This is a genomic window from Reichenbachiella sp. (genome assembly GCF_039941815.1).
Classification (GTDB): domain Bacteria; phylum Bacteroidota; class Bacteroidia; order Cytophagales; family Cyclobacteriaceae; genus Reichenbachiella.
The window spans coordinates 485,437-509,039 of record NZ_JBDVDW010000032.1; the positions used below are offsets into that span (position 1 = coordinate 485,437).

The window sequence follows — 23,603 nt, forward strand, 5'->3', positions numbered from 1 at the left end:
TTAATTAGTTTCAAGTTGTTGTAGTCGATCAGATAATCTAGACACTTCATTTGAAAGTCTATTTCTTCCTTTTTTATAATCTTTTTCAGATATATTTCCTTCTTTATAACTTTTAATAAGACCAACTGCCTGTTTAAGATTACTTAATATGGCACTACTAGTTTTACTTATTTCCTTTTGCTTTGAGGTCTGTTCCTTTTTCTCTTTCGGACGTCCTGCACCAACAAAATTACTTTCAAAATCAGTACCTGCCCAAAGATCTCCTGACTTATTAGTTTTGTATTTGTCATTAATACTCTCACCTCCTCCGTTTCTAGTTGATTGGACAATACTTAAGCGACCTTCTTCGCCAACCTCTGTTACAATTCCAGTATGTGTTATCCCATCTTCGCCTTTAAGGCTCCAAAATACAAAGTCACCTTCATTGACGTCATTAATGTCAGTAACCCATTCGCCCTTATCTTTATAATAATCGGCTTGAGCACCTGTCCAATTTCCCGGATCATATCCCTCTGCCTTAGCTATTTCTCTGCAAAACTCAGAGCAATCAACAAAATTATCAGTATATCTATTATCACCAGTCACTTGCTTGTACTTTCTGGTATCTTCTCCAACTGCCTTCTTTGCATTTTTTACTCGATCACCTGGCCCAAGCCCATCAACATCAACGAATCTTATCGGATTATTTTGCGAATAGTTGTAAGGTGAATAACTGTTAAAAACATCAGCAATAGGGTCCACTGATATAAACTTTCCCAAATCAGCCATATACATCCTGGCACCATAATCAAGCCAATTCAATCCATGATCATCAATTTCCTCCTTCCCATTATACTTAAAGTTCTGACCAGTAGTAGCCGGTCTGGAGTAAGAAGCGAACGTCAACCCAAAAGGATAATAGTCATCCTTGCTCACAATCGGAGTGTGATGCTGGATTACCGAAAAATCGTCAAAGAACACGTCGATTGGCGCACCCGCTTCGAGTGTGGCTTGCTCATTCGATAAGTAAATATAAACATATCCTGATTCTGCGATCTCGATAGTAGGTAGCGACATCAGCTCGTGATTTGACGTGCCTGTCCCATCTTCTCTAGCCGCAGTTGAGATTTGTACCGACAATAGATTGATCTGATTGAAGTACTCGTCAAACACAAAAGCATTGAGAAATGCCATCGGGACAGCCGTGTCCTCTGTCCTGTCGGTAAAGTCGACTGCACCTATACCTGATGGAGATAGTATGCCTTCGGCTAAGGTAAATGTGCCTACAGCACCAATCTGTCCGATGATGGTATTGTTGAGATTGGTCATGTCTGTAGAGGATACAGCAGGGTCCAGATACTTGGCCTTCACCGAGACGTCTATTTTGTCTCCAGGCTTCACTTTGAGTTGTCTCGCCAATCCAAATTGTTCGTCGTCACTTCCGCTGAGTCGCATGGCATGAGACGCTCCGGCCACTGCGGATTGCGGTGTGCTATTGAGGATAGCGGCATCTACCATTTTTACACTTTCATAGTGGTCAAAAAGGCCGGACTCGCCCGCTTCGTCCAATGGAGTGCTGTCTTCCATATAAGCTATAGACAGTTCTGAATCTTCTGGTTTAGCTTCTTTGAAAGTGGCCCGAATATTCCCCAAATGATCCTTAAGGTGATATTGGTAGTCGTAGATTGAGATTGCTTCGCTGGCGCCGGGCGGCGTTCCGCTCGCAATGACGATCCTTCCCTCTTCGTGCTGAATGATTTGCAGTACGCTGTCCTCATAGATGAAAGCGCCTTGATAGTCGGTGCGTTTGGTCAGCGTATCCGCAGTATAGACGAGCTGCGCCATTTTGATTCCAGCGGCATCGTAGATGTATTCGATGCGGTTGGAGCCATCTCCATTCATTTTGACCAACTGAGGCAGGTTCAAATGATTGTAAGCGATGCTGTCGATGCCTTTGTTCAGGTCTTCGATCATGTTGCCGTTGGCATCGTAGATATATTCGGTGGTGGCATTGGAGCCATCCTTAAATCCAGTATCATAGCCTGAGGCGTCAGTCACTTTGGTGAGCTGGTTGCCCTCATAGTCATAGTCCAAATCATCAAACCACTGACCAGGTTGGGCCTCATGATCTCCCTTTCTTTTGAGGGATAAGATATTGCCATTGGCGTCATAGTTGATATTGCTCACATCGAAGTCCATACCATTGGTGGCGGTGGTCGTGTACCCGGCACTTTTGATTCTATTGACAGGATCATAAGTATAGTTATAGCTATTGGTAGTGGACTCAAACGGATTTTTCCAGCTGGAGGCCCCAATGTTGCCGTTGTACTGGCCTGCCTCATCATATTTGAGCTGCATGCTAAAATAGTCGTCAGTATTTGGAGACACAGGATCGTTGATCTTGGTGAGCCAGCCGCGGATATTGTACTGGAAATCTACCTCCTGGCTGTATTGCCCAGCTCCTTCTTTGTTCAGCTTTTTGGTGATGAGTTCTCCTAGTTCGTTATACTCGTTCTCCAAAATTACCACCGAAGGCTCGCTATTGATCTGGTGAGTGACTTTCATCAATCGATCTGCATGATCGAAATCAAAATCCTTGGTTATAGTTGTAGTTTCTCCATCCAATTGGCTTTCATGAGTATGCACTGTCCTGACTACAAGTGGATGTACTATGCTGAAATAGTGATTGACATAAGTATCCTTGTTGCCCAGATAATCTCTGGAAATCGTGGATGTCACGCGATAGCGATTGTCGTATAGGGTCACGGTTTCGTTCCAGCCCAAATTAGAGACACTTACTTTTGATCCAGTCACAAGTGATTTGGCTTTAGCTTCTGCTGAATAGTCTCCTAGGGCCCAATGGCCTTCGTCGGAGAAGTCATAGTCGTCGTAATAGGTTACCGTCAAATAGTCAAATTCATTGTCGGCCTCCTTTGGAAATGAAAGATTGGTGTATCCATGAACGGTTGATCCTCGCGCTTCATAAAACTGGTCCGAATTTCCATGAGCTGCAGTGTAGAAATCGTTGACTTTGGTCTGCATCTCACCACGAGTCAAGGACTCGACGTCCTGATAGGTGCCTGTCAGGATCGGCCTATTGAGCTGATCGTATTTGGTGAAGCTCCACTCCGGCGTAGTTTTAGCTCGCTGATTACCATCCTGAGTCATAACCAGACGATTCCTCTCATCATATATCATGTAGACCCATGCTGCTCCAGGCACTCGTTTTTCAACCATACGTCTTCGTTCATCATATTGGTATTGAAAGCTCCATCGGTCAACAAAACTGCTATTGAGTATGAAGTCGTCTGTGGTGGCTGAAACGCTATAGATATCTGCGCCTTCATTCAGGGTGGTACCTGAATTGATATAGATTTTTGCCGGTGCAAGAATAGCTACTTTTTGATCAGGGCCAGAAACATCTTCAAAGTTGGCATCTGCAGTAACCAATGGCGTTCCATCGGGTACATACTGTCCATCGGTCAGATAATGTTTGGTGCCCATCGGAGGCAGTACAAATCTAAGCTGGCCTGCATTGTCATAGATATAATAGGTCTGCAGCCAATCCTCATCGCCTACCGGAGTAGTTTCTGACAACTGGACTTTTTTCAAGATCACCTGGCCTTGTAGATTTGTGAATTCTTGTGCTTGCTTGCCGTTTTCGTCCGTGGTAATTGTCTTGTACAACTCGCCGGCTTCATAGGTCGAGATTTTTTTCAATAAATCGTTTTCAAGGGACCAATAAATCACTTTCCCCGCAATATTGGTACTATATTCAAACATGACCGGCTTGTCGCCGCCACCTGTGGTTTGACCAGAGTCATCCGTAGGCTTCGCCCAGGGCTGTCCTGGTGCATAGGCCTTCGAAGGACGATTTAGTGGTGACTCTTCGAAGGTCGTTTCGGAATAGGCGAAATCGCTGTTGGCGATATTAGGCGCTGATTGATAAAAAATCCGGTGAGGCGAACCATCATACTGGTTCATTCCTTCCCCCATGGAGTTTTCTATTTGAAACCCGGAACCCTGGTTAGGAACATAAGGCAGATATTGTTTTCTTTCCCTACCAAAATCATCAAGTTGTTTTGCAGCAACAATATCTCTTTTCAGCGCGGATCCCTGTGTCACAACGGATTGTGCGGACCTGCCTAACGCATCGAAATATTCTATGCCCTCTGTGACATTCGTCAAGTCCTGAAATTCAATTGTTCCTGAGTTGAAATAACCCGATTGCTTAGCTGAATAATTTGCTATGTAATTTGCATTCTGAGATCCTAACAGGGTAAAAACTTCGACACCCGTTCTGGTTGAAATCCCACTTTTAGTCACTTCGACTTCATAAAAGGCAACTTCAGACGTCGTTAGGGTAGAGGTCGATTCGTTGAGAATTAGTTCGCCATTTTTGTACCACGCATAACTATCGTAGATTTCACCAACCACAACCAATTTGACTTCGCTGTTTCCTCCTCGCTCGAAATACTTCGCTCCGTCAAAAGTGATGACTGGATTCTCAAAAACTTCAAAAATAACTTCATCTGAAACCTGGCAAAAATCATAATGGAGCGTATGCTGTCCTTTTTCAGCCAAGTCGGGGAAAAATACATCTTTGATCAAATGATTTGATTGGACCCATTCACCTCCTGCTGGCAGCCCTTCTACCTTTGCCGGATTGTCATTTTCAAAGAAGAATCTATTTTGCCCTGCATCAGCCACAAACGTTGACGGGTCATATGATACCGTTATGGGTGTTCTGCCACTTTCACAAATGAAATTTCCCTGCTCATCATAGATCAATTCAGTAACCCAGAAATTCTTATCTGTCGATATTTTCAGCGTTGAAACCGATTTTCTGCAATCTGAATTGTTAGCAAAAATGACCTGGGTGTCATCAAATTCAGATCCGGCCTCAGAGGTATACAAACGATGTTCGGCCCGATAGTCACATGCGATATCGCTTTCGATTTTTACTACAAATAAGTGGCTCGGGTCACAACTATACCCGTCTCCTGTTACAATCACACCATTCTCACATGCTGAAGGATCTGTTAAACTGAATGTTTCACTGAAATCATATTCATCAGTGAAGCCAGTCTTGTAAACTTTGATTTTATAGTCTACACCAGCCAACATTTCGCTTGTTGAAATAATGCCACTTGAAGCACTTCCGGTAATCGGTCCTACCATTCGAGTATCCCCTTTCCACAGTTCAATTTGGATGGCAGATGATGATGACCCTGGATCATAGAGAGAAGTATTTATTGAAACGGAAATGTTTTCACCAATGACATAGCTTGATCCGGAAGATGGAGCCGTAACCCAATCGGTCAAGTAAACAGTACTGACCTGGGTGCGATCACTTTCGCAGATCAAGTTGTTTTGCTCATCATAAATTTTTTGTGATATCCAATAGCTGGTACTCGCAGTAACATTTTGAGAGCTTGCTACTAAGACACAGACACCATTTGTTGAATTGACATTGATCGTGTTAGAGCCAGTAGCGGCTGTATACCAGACATGTTCTCCTGTATAATTACATGCAATATCACTATTGACATTGATAGCAAAGACGTGGTTGGGGTCGCCTGTGGCACCACCGCCTGAAATTCTCAATTCTGCCTGACAAGCGGTATCATCTATTAGAGTGAAATCGTGAGTGTAGTCATATTCATCCGGGCTTCCTGTGGTGTAGACCTTTATGCGATAATCTGTCCCAGCCAATAACCCATTTGTGGCTATAGTTCTATCGGTTGTCCCACCTGTAATGGGTCCCACCACCTTGCTGCCTCCCTTCCACAATTCAATCTCAATTGAGGCTGGATTGTACATGGATGTATTCAAAGTTATCGGAATATTTTCTCCTATATTAAAACTAGCACTTGAAGTAGGAGAAGTAATCCAATTGGTTAAGTAAATGGTAGAAACCTTGGTTCGATCACTTTCGCAGATCAAATTGTTCTGCTCATCATAAATCTTCTGCGAAATCCAATAGTCTGTACTGGTTGTTACGTTTTGAGAGCTGGCTACTAACACACAGACGCCATTTGTTGAATTTACATTGATCGTATTCGGTCCTGTAGCAGAGGTATACCAAACATGCTCACCTGTATATTCACAGGCAATGTCGCTGTTGACGTCTATATAAAATGTATGATTGAGGTCACCTGTAGCCCCATCTCCTGAAATTCTCAACTCAGTCTGGCATGCTGTATCGTCTATTAGAGTAAAATAATGACTGTAATCATATTCATTAGGACTTCCCGTCTTATACATCTTTATACGGTAATCTGTCCCGGCTAATAAGCCATTCGTTGATATAGTGCTACCGGTAGTGCCTCCTGCAATTGGTCCGGCCACTTTGCTGTTACCCTTCCATATTTCTATCTGAACAGACCCGGGATTATACATAGCACTATTGGCCGCCACAGAAATATTATCTCCTAAATTATAGCTTGATCCGGAAGACGGAGCGGTAAGCCAGTTGGTTAGATAAATTGTAGAAACCTTGATCCGATCGCTTTCACAAATCAAAATGTTCTGTGCGTCATAAACTTTTTGTGACACCCAGTAGCTCGTGCTGGTAGTGACATTCTGCGAACTGGCCACCAAGACACAAACACCGTTAGAAGAGCTTACATTTATGGTGTTAGATCCTGTGGCTGAAGTATACCAAACATGCTCACCGGTATATTCACAAGAAATATCGCTATTGACGTTGATGGCGAAAACATGGTTTGGATCACCTGTTGCACCACCTCCACTAATTCTGATCTCGCCATCACAGGCCGTATTGTCAATCATAGTGAAATAACCGCTGTAATCATATTCATCCGGATTAGCGGTTGAAAGTACTTTAACCCGATAATCCGTCCCTGGCGTCAATGTACTGGAGTTAATTGACGTCCCGGAAGAACTACCTGCGATGGGTCCGATTTTTCTGGTTCCCCCTTTCCATACTTCGTAGTTGACTGATGCTGAATTGTATAAAGAAGTATTTATCGAAACTGATATATTATTACCGATATGGTAGCTGGAACTTGATGTCGGGCTGGTGATCCAATTTGTTAAATAAGTTACCGAAACTTTGGTGCGGCCAACAGTATAAATCTGATTTCCGTTGGAATAGACTTTTGCTCCAACCCAATAGGTTGCGTTTGTATTTATCGTCTTATTTGAAAAGGCAACACCACAATTTACGACCCCAGTACCTGAAGCCGGGTTATTGTAACTATTGCCTGTTTCTGATGTATACCAAAATATTTCAGCCGTCAGACCACAATCGAGCTGGTAGGTTGCATTAACATTAAATACTTTATTAGGGTCACCTGTTGCTCCATCACCTGAGACAAGAACACTACTGCCTGATAAGGTATTTAATAAATTGTGATTTTTAATATTCTCATTTTCCCCAGGTTCAGAATTTCCATACGAAAAATCATAAATAAGTAAGGAGAGTATGATTGTCAATATTTTAAACATTTTCATGTGCTATCGATTTAAATATTAGAGATTGGCTTCTTTTAAGTAGGAGATAATTAATTGCAAGAGCCATCATCACTAATGAAGACACTTTTCGTATTTGAGTCGATTATATTGCCGCAGATATCCTTCACCTGGCACTTTATCTCGAGATATCTGGCCACTGATGTGACACCTCCGGAAACATATGAAAAGCCATTTTCATGGACGCTTACCGATTGTTGGTCCTTGTCCATATCAATCCAACTCGACCATCCGGTGTTGTCTGTTTGAAATGTGTACCTAAAGCTCCAATTGTATGTTAACTTTTCAGCTGGATCTATTGACGTAACTATATTGTAAGTCAGATGATCATTAATATCATTTCCCTGACAAGTACCTTCTTTATAGTCCAAACATGGGTTGTATAGATGCGGCCCACATATCGACAGGCTGGTTAAGTTACATTCATACACTTCCAATAATTTGGTCGTCTCCTGAGTGATATAATTTGGATTGGTTAGAGTAAGGTTAACATTATAGTTCCCCCCATTGGTAAACGTATGAGTTATCGTTTTCCCACCGTTTATTATCGTTCCATCTCCAAAATTCCAGGTATACTGTGTATCACCAAACTCAGTATTGTCTCTTATCAACTCAAATTGTATAGCTGTTCCGGCACTTATTGGTGTTGTTACAATTCTGAAATCAGCATCCAGATTCTTAAATGCTCCATGGTATTTATACCTGTAATGCTCCGTTATATTTAGATCATGATCCTTAACTGTACTTAACCTGTTTGAATGATCATATTCGAAATAGGTGTCTCTTTCATTCTCATCTGCTACTTCCGTAACACCTATCATAGGCTTATGCTTAAAAATCGTCACATGCGCTTCAGGAAGATTGGCTCTCAACAGCTGTTCCTGACTAGAAGACAATCCTGCATTTGCCAGATCTACGTATTCGGAAATTTCACCCAATGCGTTTTTTACATCCGGGTACGTTGCATTTATAATTTCCGCAGCTGGCACGGTTTGATTGTATCCCCATAAGTATGATTTGGTTACTCCGTCACCAGTGGTATACTGCAAAATGTTCCCTTTGTCATCGAAAAGGTCGAACATCACCCTTGGAGTATAAACCGCACTTGAAAATTTGGTCTTTACTGCCTTAGGGAGAATCATTCCGTTTGTTTCCTGATACGATTTCAAAACTTGCAGAATCGTAGCCTGTTCGGTATTTTGCTTTGAAAGAATAACCTCATTCAAACGGTTAGAAGTGGTAAGATTTCGAATGACATCCTTTTCTTCTTCAGTCAGGTTTGGGTCACTTAGAACAGGAGCGTAATCTGAATAGAGGAAAGTATTTGAAATAAACCTAGTTTTGGCTTTGTTGAGATAGGTCTTATTCGAGGCCATTCGATTACGAGAGTCATAATAATAATAGGTTTCTTTGGTAATTGTTCCCTCTGCGGTATGATCTGAAACAATGGAAGATTTTAATTGTGCATCCGTACTATAGATAGGATAATATCCTACTAGGTACCTTCCTCCTTCGCCACCTTGAAAATTGGTGCTATTCCACCCAACGGGTTCAGAATATTTACCCATGAAGGAATGCCTCACTCCATAATAAAAGTCTGAATTTATAAGAATATCATAGTCATTGACTGTCTCCCTAACTTTTACGTCATTCTTATCATAGACTTCGATGGATAATTCTAATCCTCTCGGATATTGGTTGTGATCCGGTATTGATGGTAAGCTAAATCTGTGATGATCATAGTTATTAATGAACTCCTTATTTGTAGCATTGCTGAAATTCTTGATAAGATATCCATTAGATATTCCTTCGTTATCTAATCCTAAGGCCTTGACAGAACCATACCCCACACGATTTCCATCTCCTGCCGCATTTGTTATATAGTTATTAGTAGAAGAGACTGATATGGTTTCATAGTCCCAATTATTGAAGTATAAGATATTGTCCGTCCCTAAGTATCTTTCATACTTGACCGATTCAGTAAATTCATAGAAAAATTTCATGGGTTGACTTAACCTCCCACCGCTGTATTCATATTCGTTGATTGCTACGATAGCGGTTGGGTCAAGCTGGCTCTTTTGCCTTTTTAATCTTAATCCGGCTCCTACTGATTCTACCTGACTGGGATCATAACCAAAATCAATATTTGGAACGATTATGTTGTCAAACTTATTAAGTTCATATTCAAAACTTGTGTACCCTCCAGTAGGATAATTTATGCACTCCAATATTCCTGCCTGACTATACTTTAGACTGGAAGAATGGTCACTGTCATTTTGGCTAAGCAAACTTCCCAATTCGGGATATTCAAGCTGACTGGCATCCGCTATTCTTAGTATATTGGGTAAAGGTGATGCATTGTTGATCTTGCCATTATAATAGCCCCAATAATCTGTAGCAAATGAATTCTTTGGCGGTAATGATTCAGAATTATAGGCAAAGTAATATGATTCATTATCTATTGATACACCTTCCAGTTTTAATCGTTTGGTCTGTTCGGTTTTGTTCTTCGAGCACCACCCGGTGCCTCGGTAATCTGAATTAAAGTAACTATAATCGAAATCAATGCGCTTGACAGGGGTGCCATCAAAATTCTTTACTATAATTTGATTGAGTTGTTCATCACCATATCTATCGAGTCTGACATTGGAGTCCGTGAAAAATTCGACAGACCCTCCACTGAAGTCTATGCTTGATAGAGAAGAGTATTCCGTACAAGACCAAATATTAGACCTCCACAATCTTGCTGAGAGTCCATCGGACTTAGGGCGGGTATACGAGCCTTCATAGGATTCATATGGGCCTCCACTGTATACAAACCCGCCTAATGTAGTTTTCTCAGCAAGTAATAGTGACCCTTCAATGGCATTGTACACATTCCATTTCAATTGGTAGGTCGCATCGTTGAAATAGTTTCTATCATTCTTGTAGTTGAATTTGATATGACCTCCTTCTGTTGTAAGAATTTCTGTAATTTTCCAGATTCTCGAACTCTGGGGTTGGTCTGGTGATGAGCAATCTCCTTCTGTGGTAAATCCGCTGGCATCACACTCAGCCAGACTAACATTAATATTGGGTATGGCTTCATTGTCGAAGCCTTCATCAATTTTAACTCTTCTTGGTGGAGATTGATAATTATGGAGGTTTGTGGATTGTTCAAATTTGAAAATATCTCCGTCGGGAGTGGTAATTTCCCAACCGATTTCTTCAACCAAATCCATTTTCCTGATAATGTAGCCTTTTTTATTGAGGCAGACTACATTTTGGGTTTTGGGGTCAATCATAAACTTCAGACTATGTCCCAAAAAATTAGCAGTCATAATGTCAGGTTGGCTGTCTCTATTACCAAAATAAAGCAACTGGTCCATATAGGCAGTTTGTCCATTCTGTGGCTGATACTCCCTATGAAAGGCCCATGTGGAAAATTCTCCATTTGGGGTATTTCCGCTTGCATAAAAATCCTGAGGTAATAAGGTTTGCATATAAGGAAGTGGAGGTGGGCCGGGTATATAGTCCGGTAAATCCATTTGACCAACAACATTGCTGGGATTTACAAAATCATTATATCCATTTATGTTTTGAACGATGCTTCCAAATTGTAAGTCCCAACCTAAGCCAACCCAACTGGCCTCCTGTGTAACTCTTATACCCTCAGCATTATATCTAATAGCAATTGGTAAGTCAATACCCCTTTCCTTGATGGTATAGAGAGGAATGGAGATGTTGGGAACACCATTGTATTCATTAACCGGTAAGTTTCCAAATCTCAGAAATTGAGCTACCGTAGGCGTTTTGGGGTTCAGATCAGGTAGTGCTGCATCCTTGGCCGGGTCCGGTTCTTGCGCATAGGCTATTCCTGACTGAACTATTAAAAATAGAACCGTCAAAATAATGTCTCGTTTGTTATTCATACTTGTCTTGTATTTAGCCCCTCTCATTTCTCTTTTATCAAATTCTCTATTGTTTGAAGTCTATTGTTTAACTGTCTTACTTCATTGTCCTTTTCAATCAAGTACAGCGTCAGCTCTTCAATTTTCTTGAGCAGTAGTGCTTGCATATCTACCAGGTCGACACCATTGGCTTCTACTTCTGCTGCACTGGGGACATCGGGTAAGTGGTGATTTTTCTCAATGTAGTTCTCAACCCTCTCCAGACTATTAAGGACGTATTTGTCCGAAAAGACATAATCAGGCCATACCGCATTACTCGGTGCACGAAACTTTGTGGCATAAGCAGTGCCACTGACATGCAATGGATATTGGGGAGAGATAGTGCCGATTCCTAATCGACCATCATTGAGGTTCATAATAATTTGGGTTGCATCACTGTCACTCTCTCTAAACTGAATTTCAGCGTCAGCGTAGAGTGCCATTCTTGCATTATCAATGAATTTTATTCCCAATCCATCGGCAGTACCATTGTTTTTGTCAATAAGTATGATGTCTTTTTTATATACTGTTAAGTCGTCTGTGAAATATCCAGTTCCTGAAACTTTGAGTTTGTAGGTTCCTGGATTTGAATTACCAATGCCCACATTTCCGTTTTCAAGAATACGAACCCTTTCTTCGTTGCCAGATTTAAAGCCTAAGTAGGAATCTGCATTTAACACCAAATTTTGACCAGAATATATTTGGTTTGGGTCGATACCGAGTTCCATGCTTCCGTCAGTCATATAAATCGAAGAATTCTCAAAATTTCCTTCCCCTATGGTACCCGTGCTGGTAATGGACAATTGAGCCGTTGGACTAGAGGCACCAATTCCCACTTTTCCAAGCACATAAAACTCATCCGAATCTGTTCTATAAAGCATTCCAACATTGCCATCTTTGTCATTGACTTTAAAATAAGACTGATTGTTATTTAATGTTCCGAATTCAAATATTTCGACATCCTCAGAATTGAAAATGTTGAATGCGTCCTTTCCAATAATGTCTGATTTCACACTCAAGGTATTTGATGGTGCGGTTGTGCCTATCCCAATATTCCCATTATTGTCAACAATCATTCTTTCTACGCCTCCAGTATAGAATCGAATGATATTTGATTCTATCAATATTCGACTATTTGTGGTTTGCTGATAAGCGAGTGCTGAATTTGGCGCCTCTGCTATAGCTTGGCTAAAAATTGCCAGAAAGACATAGGTATTTATGGCAACTTTGGTTAGACTGTTCATGATGGTGCGGTTAAGTTTGAAAAGGATTTAAGAATACAGATCTTCTGAAGAATAAATATTTTGGTGTCAAATTTTAAGTCAATTATTCACCTTCAGGGGTTGAGTGTTTTTTCTATTTTGTTGACTCTCTCTTCCAAGAGCCTTAGATTTTTATTTTCATTTTTTAGGAGTTCAATATCCTTTTCCTTTTCAATCAAGTGCAGTGTCAATTCTTCAATTTTTTTTAGAAGCAACATATTCATATCAACTACATCAATACCATTAGCGGCTAGTTGTTCGGCAGATGGGACTTCTGGTAGATGATTGTTAGCATCAATATATTCTGCGGTACTTTTCAGAGAAAGCAATTGATAGTCTTCCTCAAAAACATAGTCTGGAGCAGGTATATTCAAATCAACTTTTACCCGCTCCGCATGAATCTCTCCTTTCACAGTAAGTTTAGCATCTGGAGAACTTGTACCTATTCCTATATCTCCATTTGCCTTGATTCTCATTTGTTCGATTAAGGCAGTACCATCATTAGTGAAAAACCTTAGCTGTCCGTTTATTCCTGTTCCATTTTCTTTGCCTCCGCCAACTCTACTCAAGGTAAAATCAGTCGTACTCTCGTCATTATCATAAATATCGAAATCAAGATATGATACAGTACTTGTGCTATTTTTCTTAGCACCTTTTATTGCAATACCAGCAGTGTTACTTGTATTGGCAGATTGCTCAAAGTAGGCTAGAAGTTGGCGATTACTGAAAGCTGCATCCTGAGCTGGATTCCCTTTTACGTGTATCATGTGATTTGGCAAAGAGGTCCCAATGCCCAAATATCCTTGATTGGAGAGTCTCATCTTCTCTATTCTATTAATGCCAAAAGCAATAGGAGAGGTAAACTGTCCAGTTCCGATATACAGGCCTGCGCCGCCATAGCTTTCTAGCATACTCCAATTATTCTGCAGGCTCTGGTCGGGTAACAATTGAAAGAGTAGATCGGGATGTCCATCAGCTCCATTATTCAGTCCAAATCTGTCCAATTTCATAATTCGAACGACTGGACCGGAACTCGAATTTGGTTCCAAGTCCAAATAGCCGGTTCCATCGTTTAAGGTATTGCCAGTAATTTTAGACTCATTCAAATCAATATGATCTGACTGTGCAAATAGCACAGCAGCGCTCACAAAAAATGAGAGGGTTAGAATGGTTTTTTTCATCTTGATAAATCAGGTTTAATTATACTATTTTCTCTTTATGATATTAATCGCTGCTCTGATGGGCTTGTTTATTCTTCGGGACTTCCAGATTGGCTCTGCGTAGGAGAGGAATTCAAACTCCCATTTTGGAGCAATGACTTCTTGAAGTGCTTTGTATTCATTTTTTTTCCATCCAGGGTATCCGAGCAGCTCGTCAAATATGATGATGGTTCCGGGTTCCAGCTGATCCACAGTATGTAGTAATATTGTTTTTGTTGGTGTGTAGGTGTCCACATCTAAGTGCATGAATGCAATTTTATCTTCAGTGTTCTGCATAAAGTCAGGTACAGTTTCGTCGACCCAGCCTTTTATTAGCTCAACATTGTCATTGACTATCGGCATCTTTCCTGATTGATCAAAGGTAAACTTCACCATATCTGTGCCACTCCAATCCTCTGACAACCCTTCAAATGAGTCGAATCCCGTGACTCTTCTGCTATCCATATTTTTCGTCAGCAATTGGCTAAAATAATTGATCGAGTCGCCTTTAAATACTCCAAATTCGAGAAGTAACCCTGAAGGTTTGATCCTACTAAAGGCATGATCATAGAATAAATGAATATCTGTGAATAACATGGCCTTCTCCATGTTTTCCTCAATAAATCTAGCGCTCTCAATAAAGCTGATTTGCTCCAACTGGTAGAAGGTCTTTTTAGCATTATCTGAATGATAAAATATAGCCCTGCTAAGTCGATCAATTAGATGCACAATTCTTTTTTTCATGCTTTTCAAGTTTGTTATAAATTAGTTAACTCCTTCCCCCTGTACAGGCAGAATGGGTTGATTCCAAATACCTCAAGATTCAGAATAAACTGAAATCTGGATCGACCAAAATTGAGTTGCAAAAAGTCAATATTATTGTTAGTTGTGATTTTTCTCAGAAATGCGTGAGCAAGGTAACTAAAGTTTTATCGAATGCCAGCTCATGAATCACAACTAATCTATAGATGTCAGGTTTAGGACGAGACAAATAACTAAACAAAAAAACCGATCAGATATCTGATCGGTTTTTCTTTAAGAATACTTTCTGACTTCTTAGCTTAGTTTGAAGGTGATAGGCAAAATCATTCTAACCTTTACTGGTCTTCCTCTTTGCTTACCCGGAGTCCACCTTGGAGCGTTTTTCAATACTCTTACAGCTTCTTCATCACATCCAGCTCCAATACCTTTAATAGCTCTCACCTCAGTGAGGTTACCCGCTTTGTCCACAACAAACTGAACAAATACTCTTCCTTCAATACCCATTCTTCTAGCTTGATTAGGGTATTTCATAGTTTTAGCTACGTACTGATAGAAAGCTGCCATTCCACCAGGAGGTCCTGGCTGGTCTTCCACAATATCAAAAATTTCGTCTGCCACTTCCTCTTCGGGAGCTTCTTCGAAAACAATGTCTTCGATGACTGTCTCTTCTGTGATTTCCACATCCAAATCTACTTCGATCTCTTCTTCGATTTCCTCTTCATCAGGAATCTCGATGATCTTCGGCAATTCTATTTTTGGCGGTGGTGGAGGTGGCTGCTCGGTCGGAGGAATCTCCATTATATCTTCAAAATCATCATCCACCTGACCCAGATCTACTAGCCCTCCATCATCATAGAATCTCCATTCAAATGCTGTAATGACTAGCAATAAACTGACAGCAAGGCCAATGTTAAAAAACATCCCTGTTCTTCTCTCAAGAGATATTTCCGGGTTTTTCTTTAGCTCCATGCTTATATTTTAAATTAAATTTCTTTTCTAATAGCAACATCAAATATACAAAAGTCCAGATTATATAAATGCTTATTCATTTTTTTTAACAAAATAAATAAGCAAGAGTCCGGTAGCCGTCCCACAACAATCCGCAATGAAATCAAATTTATCTGGTTCTCTACCGGGTACGTAAAATTGTAAGCATTCGGTGAGTGCTGCCAGCAGTATGCCGAGTAAGGCTCCGATCAGCAATCCACGCCTCAAGGTCTGACCGTATGAAACTAAGACTGCATAAATGCTAAAAAGTCCAAAATGCACAATTTTGTCAAAATGCGGAATCGGTATTTCAAAGTCTGGAATACCATCTTTAGGAGATAATGTAGCAATTAAGATGAACCCTGTCCAGCCTGCGGCCAGTATCTTACTTGTAGATCGTGAAACGATTATTTCCCAATTAATTCTTTGTAGGCATCTGCCGAAAGAAGACCGTCCTTCTCTGTCATGTCTGAAAGCTTGATCTTTATCATCCATCCATCTCCATAAGCGTCAGAGTTGACGATTTCCGGCTCAGACTCTAGTTCTTCGTTGAATTCTGCCACTTCTCCTGAAAGAGGCATAAACAGGTCAGACACGGTTTTGACAGCCTCAATTGTGCCAAATAACTCGCCTTTAGGAATGGTCTCCCCTTCAGTTTCGATTTCGACATATACAATATCACCCAATTCGCCTTGCGCAAAGTCAGTGATGCCAACCGTAGCAATGTCGCCTTCGATTTTTACCCACTCGTGATCTTCTGTATACAGTAAGTTTTCAGGAATATTCATCTTGTATCAAGTTTGATTAATTAAGTGCGTCAAAAATACGTTGATTTTCCCAAATCGATTGAGATTCCACTAAGATTATTATATCCATTTATGGCATTATTTATTGTGCCAAACTAAAGCGCATTTGGACGCCAAATGAGGAGGAAGATCGGTTGAATGTATTCGACACTTTGGGCTGATTGATATTCTTTTCGAAATACATTGTGATGTTAAGTTTTTGGTTAGCAACATAACTTATGGTAGGTCGAACTTGATAGTTGATATTTCCATTAGTAACGGTCTGCACATCATCAATTTTTCTTTGCACCGTCTTGGTATCTCGTACAGTAAAGGTAAATCTGAACTGAATGTCATTGTCGATCGTCACAGTTCTTCCTTTTATTTTGAAAGGAATTTTCATTTTGCTTTTCGTGATGCCAAAGTCAAAGGCCACATCATTGCTTTTAATTTCGGTCACTTGTGAATTTGACAAGTTGAGAGACAAGCTTCGTTCCTTTTTGTATTCAATTTTGGAAGTGATCTTTCCTTTGGTTCTTACATTGATTCCTATCAATGGAGAAAACCTTTCCATAATATCGACTTGATTGATCACATAGACTGGGGTGAGAGATCCATTCTCACCCTCTCTTGAGGCCATTGGGTAATCAAGTATACTATTGGTAAGCTCCAGCGCCGATTGATCAGAATAGAGCAAGGAGTTTGTATAATTTGTAATACTAAAAGTAGATACATAGGCATGCGTCAGGTTGATAGATGAAAACACCTCTTGGAACGCTGGAATTTTGCTGAGTCCGGCGTAATCCACCCGCCAGTTTGGCAATGGTGTCTTGGGAAATGGAGTGAGTTTCACGCTACTTGCACTTTGTCCGGTATATGCAGCAATGAAGGCGGGAATTAGGACGTCTTGCGAATTGATATCATATTCTCCATTGGAATTGAGCAGATTTAGACGCCTTCGAATGATATCTCTACTTTCTACAAAACTTTCAAATGTAGAAGAGATGTTTTCGCTATTGTCTTTTTCAAAAGCAGTTCTTATGGGCAAAAAAGTAACTGTATAGTTCCCGGATCTCGACGGCGTCAACGATCTAAATTCGTTGAGTAATGTGTCATATCTATATATTTCCTGATACGAGCTGGTCTCTGATCTTTTCATATCCAACTGTACTTTGAGATCTTTGAAGGGTTCCACATTGGCTCGAATATCAAAATCATTGGACAAGCTTTGAACAAAAGGAGTAGTCAATCGTCCGTTTTCAACAAGCCAACCGTTTTCAGCGGCTTCGAACCTGATATTAGGATCCTGGCTTCCAAAGATGAAAGCTGATCCAGGAGACTCAAAATCACTGTCCATACCGAAGAGATATGGTACTGGTACGAATCCAGGTAACTTAGTGGCTTCCCGTTGGCCAAGTGTAACGTTGATAGACCTGAGTGACATGAGCAGTCGCATAAAACCTTTGACTCCCTGACCTCCACCACCTGATGACTTGGTGGTATCGACTTTAGCGGGGAGTCGAGATCGTGACGAAGCACTTCTTGACCTGGAGGGTGTATTTATTGATTTTAAGTACTTGGATTTATTATAGAGTTTGACAAGGTCAAATTTGCCGCTAAGATCTCTGGTACGATTGTTTTCTACCAGGTTTCCAAATTCTTCAACCTGACCAATGTTACCGCCCGTCCAGCTGTAGTTCACATTGTATCTATAATCCGCACTCATCCAGTCCGTGATCGGGAGTTTGTCCAATGGCAATCGATAGTTGGCTCCGATACTTTGATCATACCTCTTCATTCTACCAAGTTTTTTGATATTAGACCAGATAGAATCTCTTTTAGCCTGAGTATCAATATCCCCTTCGGGTTCATCAATAATCGCATTGGCTGTGGCATTATAATTTAGACTCAAACTCTTGAATATACTCCATCGCAGATTGTACGTTCTGTTGAATGTGAAATACTTTTCAAAGTTTGGGTCGATTCCATCAGTAGTCAAATCTGCATTCCTGAGTTGCCTTTTTCTAAAAACTCTGTTCATAGAGGCACGAACCGAGAAATTATTGGGCAATGGTGAAAAGTTAATGTCTTTGATTAGCTTGAAATAGGGACCAGAGAGCGCTTCAGAATTTTTAAAAGGTTCGATAGACGGTGGTTGTGGGCTGTAGTTATACGACACATTGCCATCATATTCTTTTCTAAAGTCTCTCGCTGTATTTACATCGCTGGATTTTTGCTCGGAGTATGCATAGCTGAATGAGAAGTTTTCAATATCATAGATATGGCTTTTTGCATCTGGTTTTACTTTTTCCTTATGCACATCTATGAAGTTGATACTCTTATTGACTGTTTGAGAGATTACCTTTTCCTTATACTCGTCCCGTTCACTTTGTTCATCAAATTTTAGAACAGAGGCTTCAAGCGGGATGTCCGGATCCAATGGATCGTATTTTGGGGTCTGTCTGGATTTGGAATAGCTTACAAACATCGGAATCTTAATACCTGTATTCCAAGGGATCAGTTTGTCCACGTTCATATTCATTGATAAATCATAGTCTATTGATTCTTCACGAGTTCTTTGCGATATATTATCCTGAATTCCACCAAAGCCAACACTGGTATAACGAGTGGCTGCGTTTAGTGTGGCAAAATCAGCTAGTTTTAAGCTCATTCGAGCATTAGCCGCCCATCCTTTTTCATCGTCGTAGTCTGTCACACGCATCTCATTTGCCCAGATGCAGAGTGAATGAGGTTCGGCATTGTCCTCGGTCTTTGGATTTCTAACCCCAATCATCATGGTGGTAATATTGTTGAGCTTAGGATTTCCGACGATGGTCAATCGATATTTTCCATCAGACGAAGCCCTGGAAAACTCGTCCTCTACATTTACGTCACTTCCATTTCTTGCGGCTTTCACTCCATAGAGTTCGTTTAGTGCAAGATTAATTTCATTTTCCTCAGGCCAAACATCCAAATCACTATAGGGAGCTGCATCATTTGGCGTGACTTTCAGCGGTACTTCTATTTCATAATAATTGCTGGTTTGATCCAAACCCAATCGAATAAAAGCAGTCATTTCATCATCTTCTACAAAGTCACCCTCATTCTCTTCCGCATGGAAAAACATTTTTATCCTTCCATAGTTGACAAGGTCCTGTGATACCTCCTTGTATACAGCTCTGGCATCACCGTCTTCCAGATCATCGACACATATTTTGAGAGATTGCTCGTTGACTCGGCGCGAGACGGTTGTTGTATTGTCCAAATCTCTGCTTATCCCTGGAGGTAATACATAAGGGGGCTTGCCATCAGTAGGTTGGCTATTTCCTTCAATATTGACTACGGACACTTCAAAGTCCGAAGTTCCAGTTTCTGGTAAAACATCGAAGCCTTTATCTTTTAGATTCTCCACAGATTTTCGCCATTGACTCGCGACGAGTTGAAAATCCGCCATTCTAAGTACTACCGGTTGTCTCCAACCAGTCATATACATTCTGATAAATCGATTGGATTGATCTGTATAATCTCCAACTTCAGTGGTGGGTTGATTAATAGGAATTCTAAACAAATACCAGCTAACAGCATCAGCGTCGTCGCTAACTACTCTGTCGACAATGTTGTGCTCTCCCACTCTCAATTCTCCGGGCTCAAGTTCGAGTTCATATACTCGATAGGCTTCCTGTGTATTTATATAATTGTCTTCATTTAAGTCTTCATTATCCGGTATATTCGTCGCCGATGCGGTATAACTGTTAGTGCCTGCGCCTATTGGCGAATTGCCTTCCAGCCCATTGAACCTTTTGTATCGCTCTAGTACTTCTGCATCTCTCTCGTCTAAGCGGTCGCTAAGAAAATACTCAAAATCATCTGCTGCTACGTCATCTCGGATTCTCTGTTGGCCAGCAGCGTTCATACCATCCAATCCAATTATGGGTCCAAATAGCTCTGCCTCCTCGTCTGACTTGAGCCCATCTAGGCCTACATCCTGATTGGGTCTGGCCGAAGCCGAATTGTCAAAAAATTCGGTAAGGTATTGATCTGTAGTAGCCCGACCATAATCTGTAGGCGCAGTATTGTCCGTACTCCCATCTGGTGGTAAACCATTTTCAAATTCGTGAGTTCCTTCCTGGAGTAAATTTTCTGATACGTCTCCAAGATTGAATATCAATTTTCCACCGGTCGTATTGTTAGTCTCATCCCCTACACCGTCTTTTACGACTCCTCTTTCTCCTTGTATAAATGGGTCCATGAGCCAGAACTCGATATACTCCATATTGTTTTGACGAAAGTTGACCTCACCGTTAATCGCTCTGGTAATTGCACCAAAGTTTTCTTGTGGCTCGGGTAGCAATCCATCCTGTCTCAGATTCGGATTATAATTGTATGGCCCGCGTTCTTCAGGATAGTAGGCAATATCAAAAATGTTTAAGTTGGCGTTGACTTGATTATTATCCCGTTGTTTATAAATCTCCTGAGGAAAAACCGCCCTGACATAGTGGTTTTCCATGTCCTCATCCGAGATATTGTCAGGCTTATTTCCACCACTAAGGTAGAATGCAGATCTGTCTACTATATACCATGCCATTTTTGCACGCCTATAATTGTCCCCTAGAGGATCTGTACTGTTGGAAAATCCTGAGGGGGTAGATCCCAGCTTCCATGGCAGGTGGCCCCCACCAATATTGAAAGGGGTGACGGCACTCTCAAAATCATCGATGTATGAGCTGCTTTCTCCGTTTACTTTGTTGGAGGTGCCAGGGAGTAGTTGCGCAAACTCTCCATTGAATGTGACGGTTGATTTTTCTTTAGTACTGATAAGCGGTATTGCATCCACCATCTTGGTGAGCATTCGAGATTCATCCTGGAAGTTGACGTCGAAACCATACTTAGTATTCTTGATGGGCTCATTGCCTGCTGTGTATCGACTAACTCCACCAGGTCGTTCGCTCAAATGAAAAACAGTCGCTCCTACATTGATATTATCCGTAAACCTGTAGTCGAACCTTGCACCGGTGAGCCATCTGGATCTAAAGCTAAAAAGATCGTCTACTTCATAGGAAATGTTGATTTGTTTGCCCGAAGCTATGATGCCTTGATTGAGAATGGTTACGGTCCCTCCAGTATTGTAATTGACTTGGTAGTCAACACCTTCTGCCAACAGCTGACTACCGGCGGTTACCTTCACCGAACCTTTGGCTATATTAAAAGCATTGAGTGGGTACACTCCTGCGGCACTCGAGGAGTAGGTACCATTGAGAAAAAATTTGTTTTTGGCAATATTTTGCTGTGCATCGATTTTAGAGACATCATAAAGTTCCTGAAACACATATTGATCTTTGAGTCGCTGTTCGCTATCCTCAAATTTCGACTCCAGAGTGGTACCAAAAGGTTCAAGCACGGGAAATATTACGTAACCGTTGTCTACATCAAAAGTAACTTCTGGAATGAAATCAAATTTTCCGTCCTTTTGATTGTCGCCATTCACATTCAGTTGATCGAGCGCCAATAATTCAATTAGTGGCACATTGTTGGTATTTGCACCTTCATTCAGGTTGGGCGAATCATAATTTTTAGTGTCATCACGATAGTTTATTCTTAGTTCGAATCCTTCTTCATTGATTCTGGGCGAGTTCAAAGAATACACATTTTTCATCATCAAGTCCCAGGTTGTAATCTCGGTATTGATTCGTGCCGGGCGAAGCATTTTAAGGAGGATTAGATCATCATCAGGGCGACCGGAATACGACTCCGAGAGCTCTCCAACTACAAATGGGCCCTGCCCATTATACGTATACTCATAGGCTACAGCCAGCACCTCATCATTTTGAAGTTTTCTTTGTAGGCTGACATATCCCAATTTTGGATGCCATTTATACTCTCTGGCATCAAGCTTTCTTGCCGTGGGACGCACTTCATATTCATTTCCAATTTCAAGACCATACGAACTGAGTGCACTTTCTACAGTAGTTGCGTTACGCACGGCATCGTCGTTACTGATTGTATTCCAAAGGAGGTTGGCATCGTTGTCAGCTTCATCACCGGCGATTTGATTATCCCAATTTGAGTTTTGTAATACATCGTTTTCTCCTAAATCGGCAAAGGCAACAAAATTTCTAACATTCGCTGTTTCGTTATTAGTATTGACTACATATACTTCTACCCTCGTAATATTGACTCCGGAAGTAACTTGTGGTATATCTCTCAACCAGGTCTGATAATTGTCTCTAAAAAAATGCCCAAGAAAAAAATGTCTTCGTTCATCGTAATCTGCTGCTCGCAGACTAAAGGGTTGGCCTTCTGCACCAAATTGAAATGACTTGCTTTGAGATTTACCTTGCTGTCTGGATGCTAAAGCTGTCACATATAGTTTGCCAAATTGCAACTGGGTCTTGATTCCAAATAGGCTTTGACCACCACTCATGAGTGAGTTGGAAACATCCATACTTACATTTCCAATTTCTATCTTTTTGATGATGTCTTCTTCGTATCCGGTATACTCTACCTTCATGTTGTTTTGAAAGTCGAAGGAGTTGTTGTTGTCAAAATTGGCAGTAACGGATAATTTCTCGCCTACTTTGCCTATCAGATTCATTGAAATCTGTTGGTTGTAATTAAAACCTCCATTTCGCTGTTGGTTGATAGGAATTGCGGGATTTTCTATGCGTTGCCATTGACCACCAAAGTCTAGGTTGACAAATCCATTAGGTTCAATATCGACATAGCTTCCTCCAAAAATTCTATCAAAAACAGGACTGATGTACAGCTTGGGTATCAATCGTCTGCCGCTTACTGCACTTTCTCCATCTAATCCTGAGGATTTGTCTTGCCAATACTGCTTCTTCATTTCGGTGTCCTGATACCGATTAAATTCTTCGAATGTCATTGTTGACCTCGGACGATAATTCAATGCACCCACCCTTTCATAGATGGTATAGTTCATACCTGTATCAATCTCGAGATCCAACTGCATAGAAGCTGGATCTTCCAAGAGTAGTGGGGACGGGCTTTGGGTATTAGAAAACGGATCTCCAAATCGATCTTGCTGCCGAAAGGTAGGACGATAGGAGGGTTCGTATTTTTTAACTGAGTCTGCCTGAACAGAATCAGCTGGAGGAGATAATTGTTGAAAACTAAAAGACGCACGCACTTGATGCATTCCCGCTAGGAGAATGAGGAGTAGGATAGGTGTTCTTATGTGGAATT

9 protein-coding genes are annotated in these 23,603 nt (G+C 41.0%); all 9 read right to left on the bottom strand.

The features are described from left to right. The 9 genes from ABJF11_RS09370 to sprA all read right to left on the bottom strand — a co-directional run bounded on the left by ABJF11_RS09370 (nucleotide 1) and on the right by sprA (nucleotide 23,556). A complete protein-coding gene (locus ABJF11_RS09370; protein WP_348119551.1) occupies nucleotides 1-7,458 on the bottom strand; it encodes a DUF6443 domain-containing protein in 7,458 nt (2,485 codons plus the stop codon). A 50-nt stretch (nucleotides 7,459-7,508) separates the two neighbouring features. After that, on the bottom strand, nucleotides 7,509-11,387 hold the full coding sequence (locus ABJF11_RS09375) for a PKD domain-containing protein (RefSeq protein WP_348119552.1): 3,879 nt from the start codon (nucleotides 11,385-11,387) through the stop codon (nucleotides 7,509-7,511). Nucleotides 11,388-11,410: 23 nt separating this feature from the next. Beyond that, nucleotides 11,411-12,649, bottom strand: coding sequence for a hypothetical protein (locus ABJF11_RS09380; protein WP_348119553.1), 1,239 nt, complete (start codon nucleotides 12,647-12,649; stop codon nucleotides 11,411-11,413). Nucleotides 12,650-12,741: 92 nt separating this feature from the next. Further along, a complete protein-coding gene (locus tag ABJF11_RS09385) occupies nucleotides 12,742-13,848 on the bottom strand; it encodes a hypothetical protein (RefSeq protein ID WP_348119554.1) in 1,107 nt (368 codons plus the stop codon). Nucleotides 13,849-13,872: 24 nt separating this feature from the next. Further along, nucleotides 13,873-14,610, bottom strand: coding sequence for a class I SAM-dependent methyltransferase (locus ABJF11_RS09390; RefSeq protein ID WP_348119555.1), 738 nt, complete (start codon nucleotides 14,608-14,610; stop codon nucleotides 13,873-13,875). Between the two features lie 312 nt (nucleotides 14,611-14,922). After that, entirely contained in the window at nucleotides 14,923-15,597 is a 675-nt protein-coding gene (locus ABJF11_RS09395; RefSeq protein ID WP_348119556.1) for an energy transducer TonB, read from the bottom strand. A gap of 72 nt (nucleotides 15,598-15,669) precedes the next feature. Next, a complete protein-coding gene (locus tag ABJF11_RS09400) occupies nucleotides 15,670-16,110 on the bottom strand; it encodes a VanZ family protein (RefSeq protein WP_348119557.1) in 441 nt (146 codons plus the stop codon). Further along, nucleotides 16,023-16,403, bottom strand: a complete 381-nt coding sequence (gene gcvH / locus ABJF11_RS09405; protein WP_348119558.1) for a glycine cleavage system protein GcvH — start codon at nucleotides 16,401-16,403, stop codon at nucleotides 16,023-16,025. The genes ABJF11_RS09400 and gcvH overlap by 88 nt, the downstream gene beginning before the upstream one ends. Before the next feature lie 100 nt (nucleotides 16,404-16,503). Then, on the bottom strand, nucleotides 16,504-23,556 hold the full coding sequence (gene sprA / locus ABJF11_RS09410) for a cell surface protein SprA (RefSeq protein WP_348119559.1): 7,053 nt from the start codon (nucleotides 23,554-23,556) through the stop codon (nucleotides 16,504-16,506). Nucleotides 23,557-23,603 lie beyond the last annotated feature (47 nt).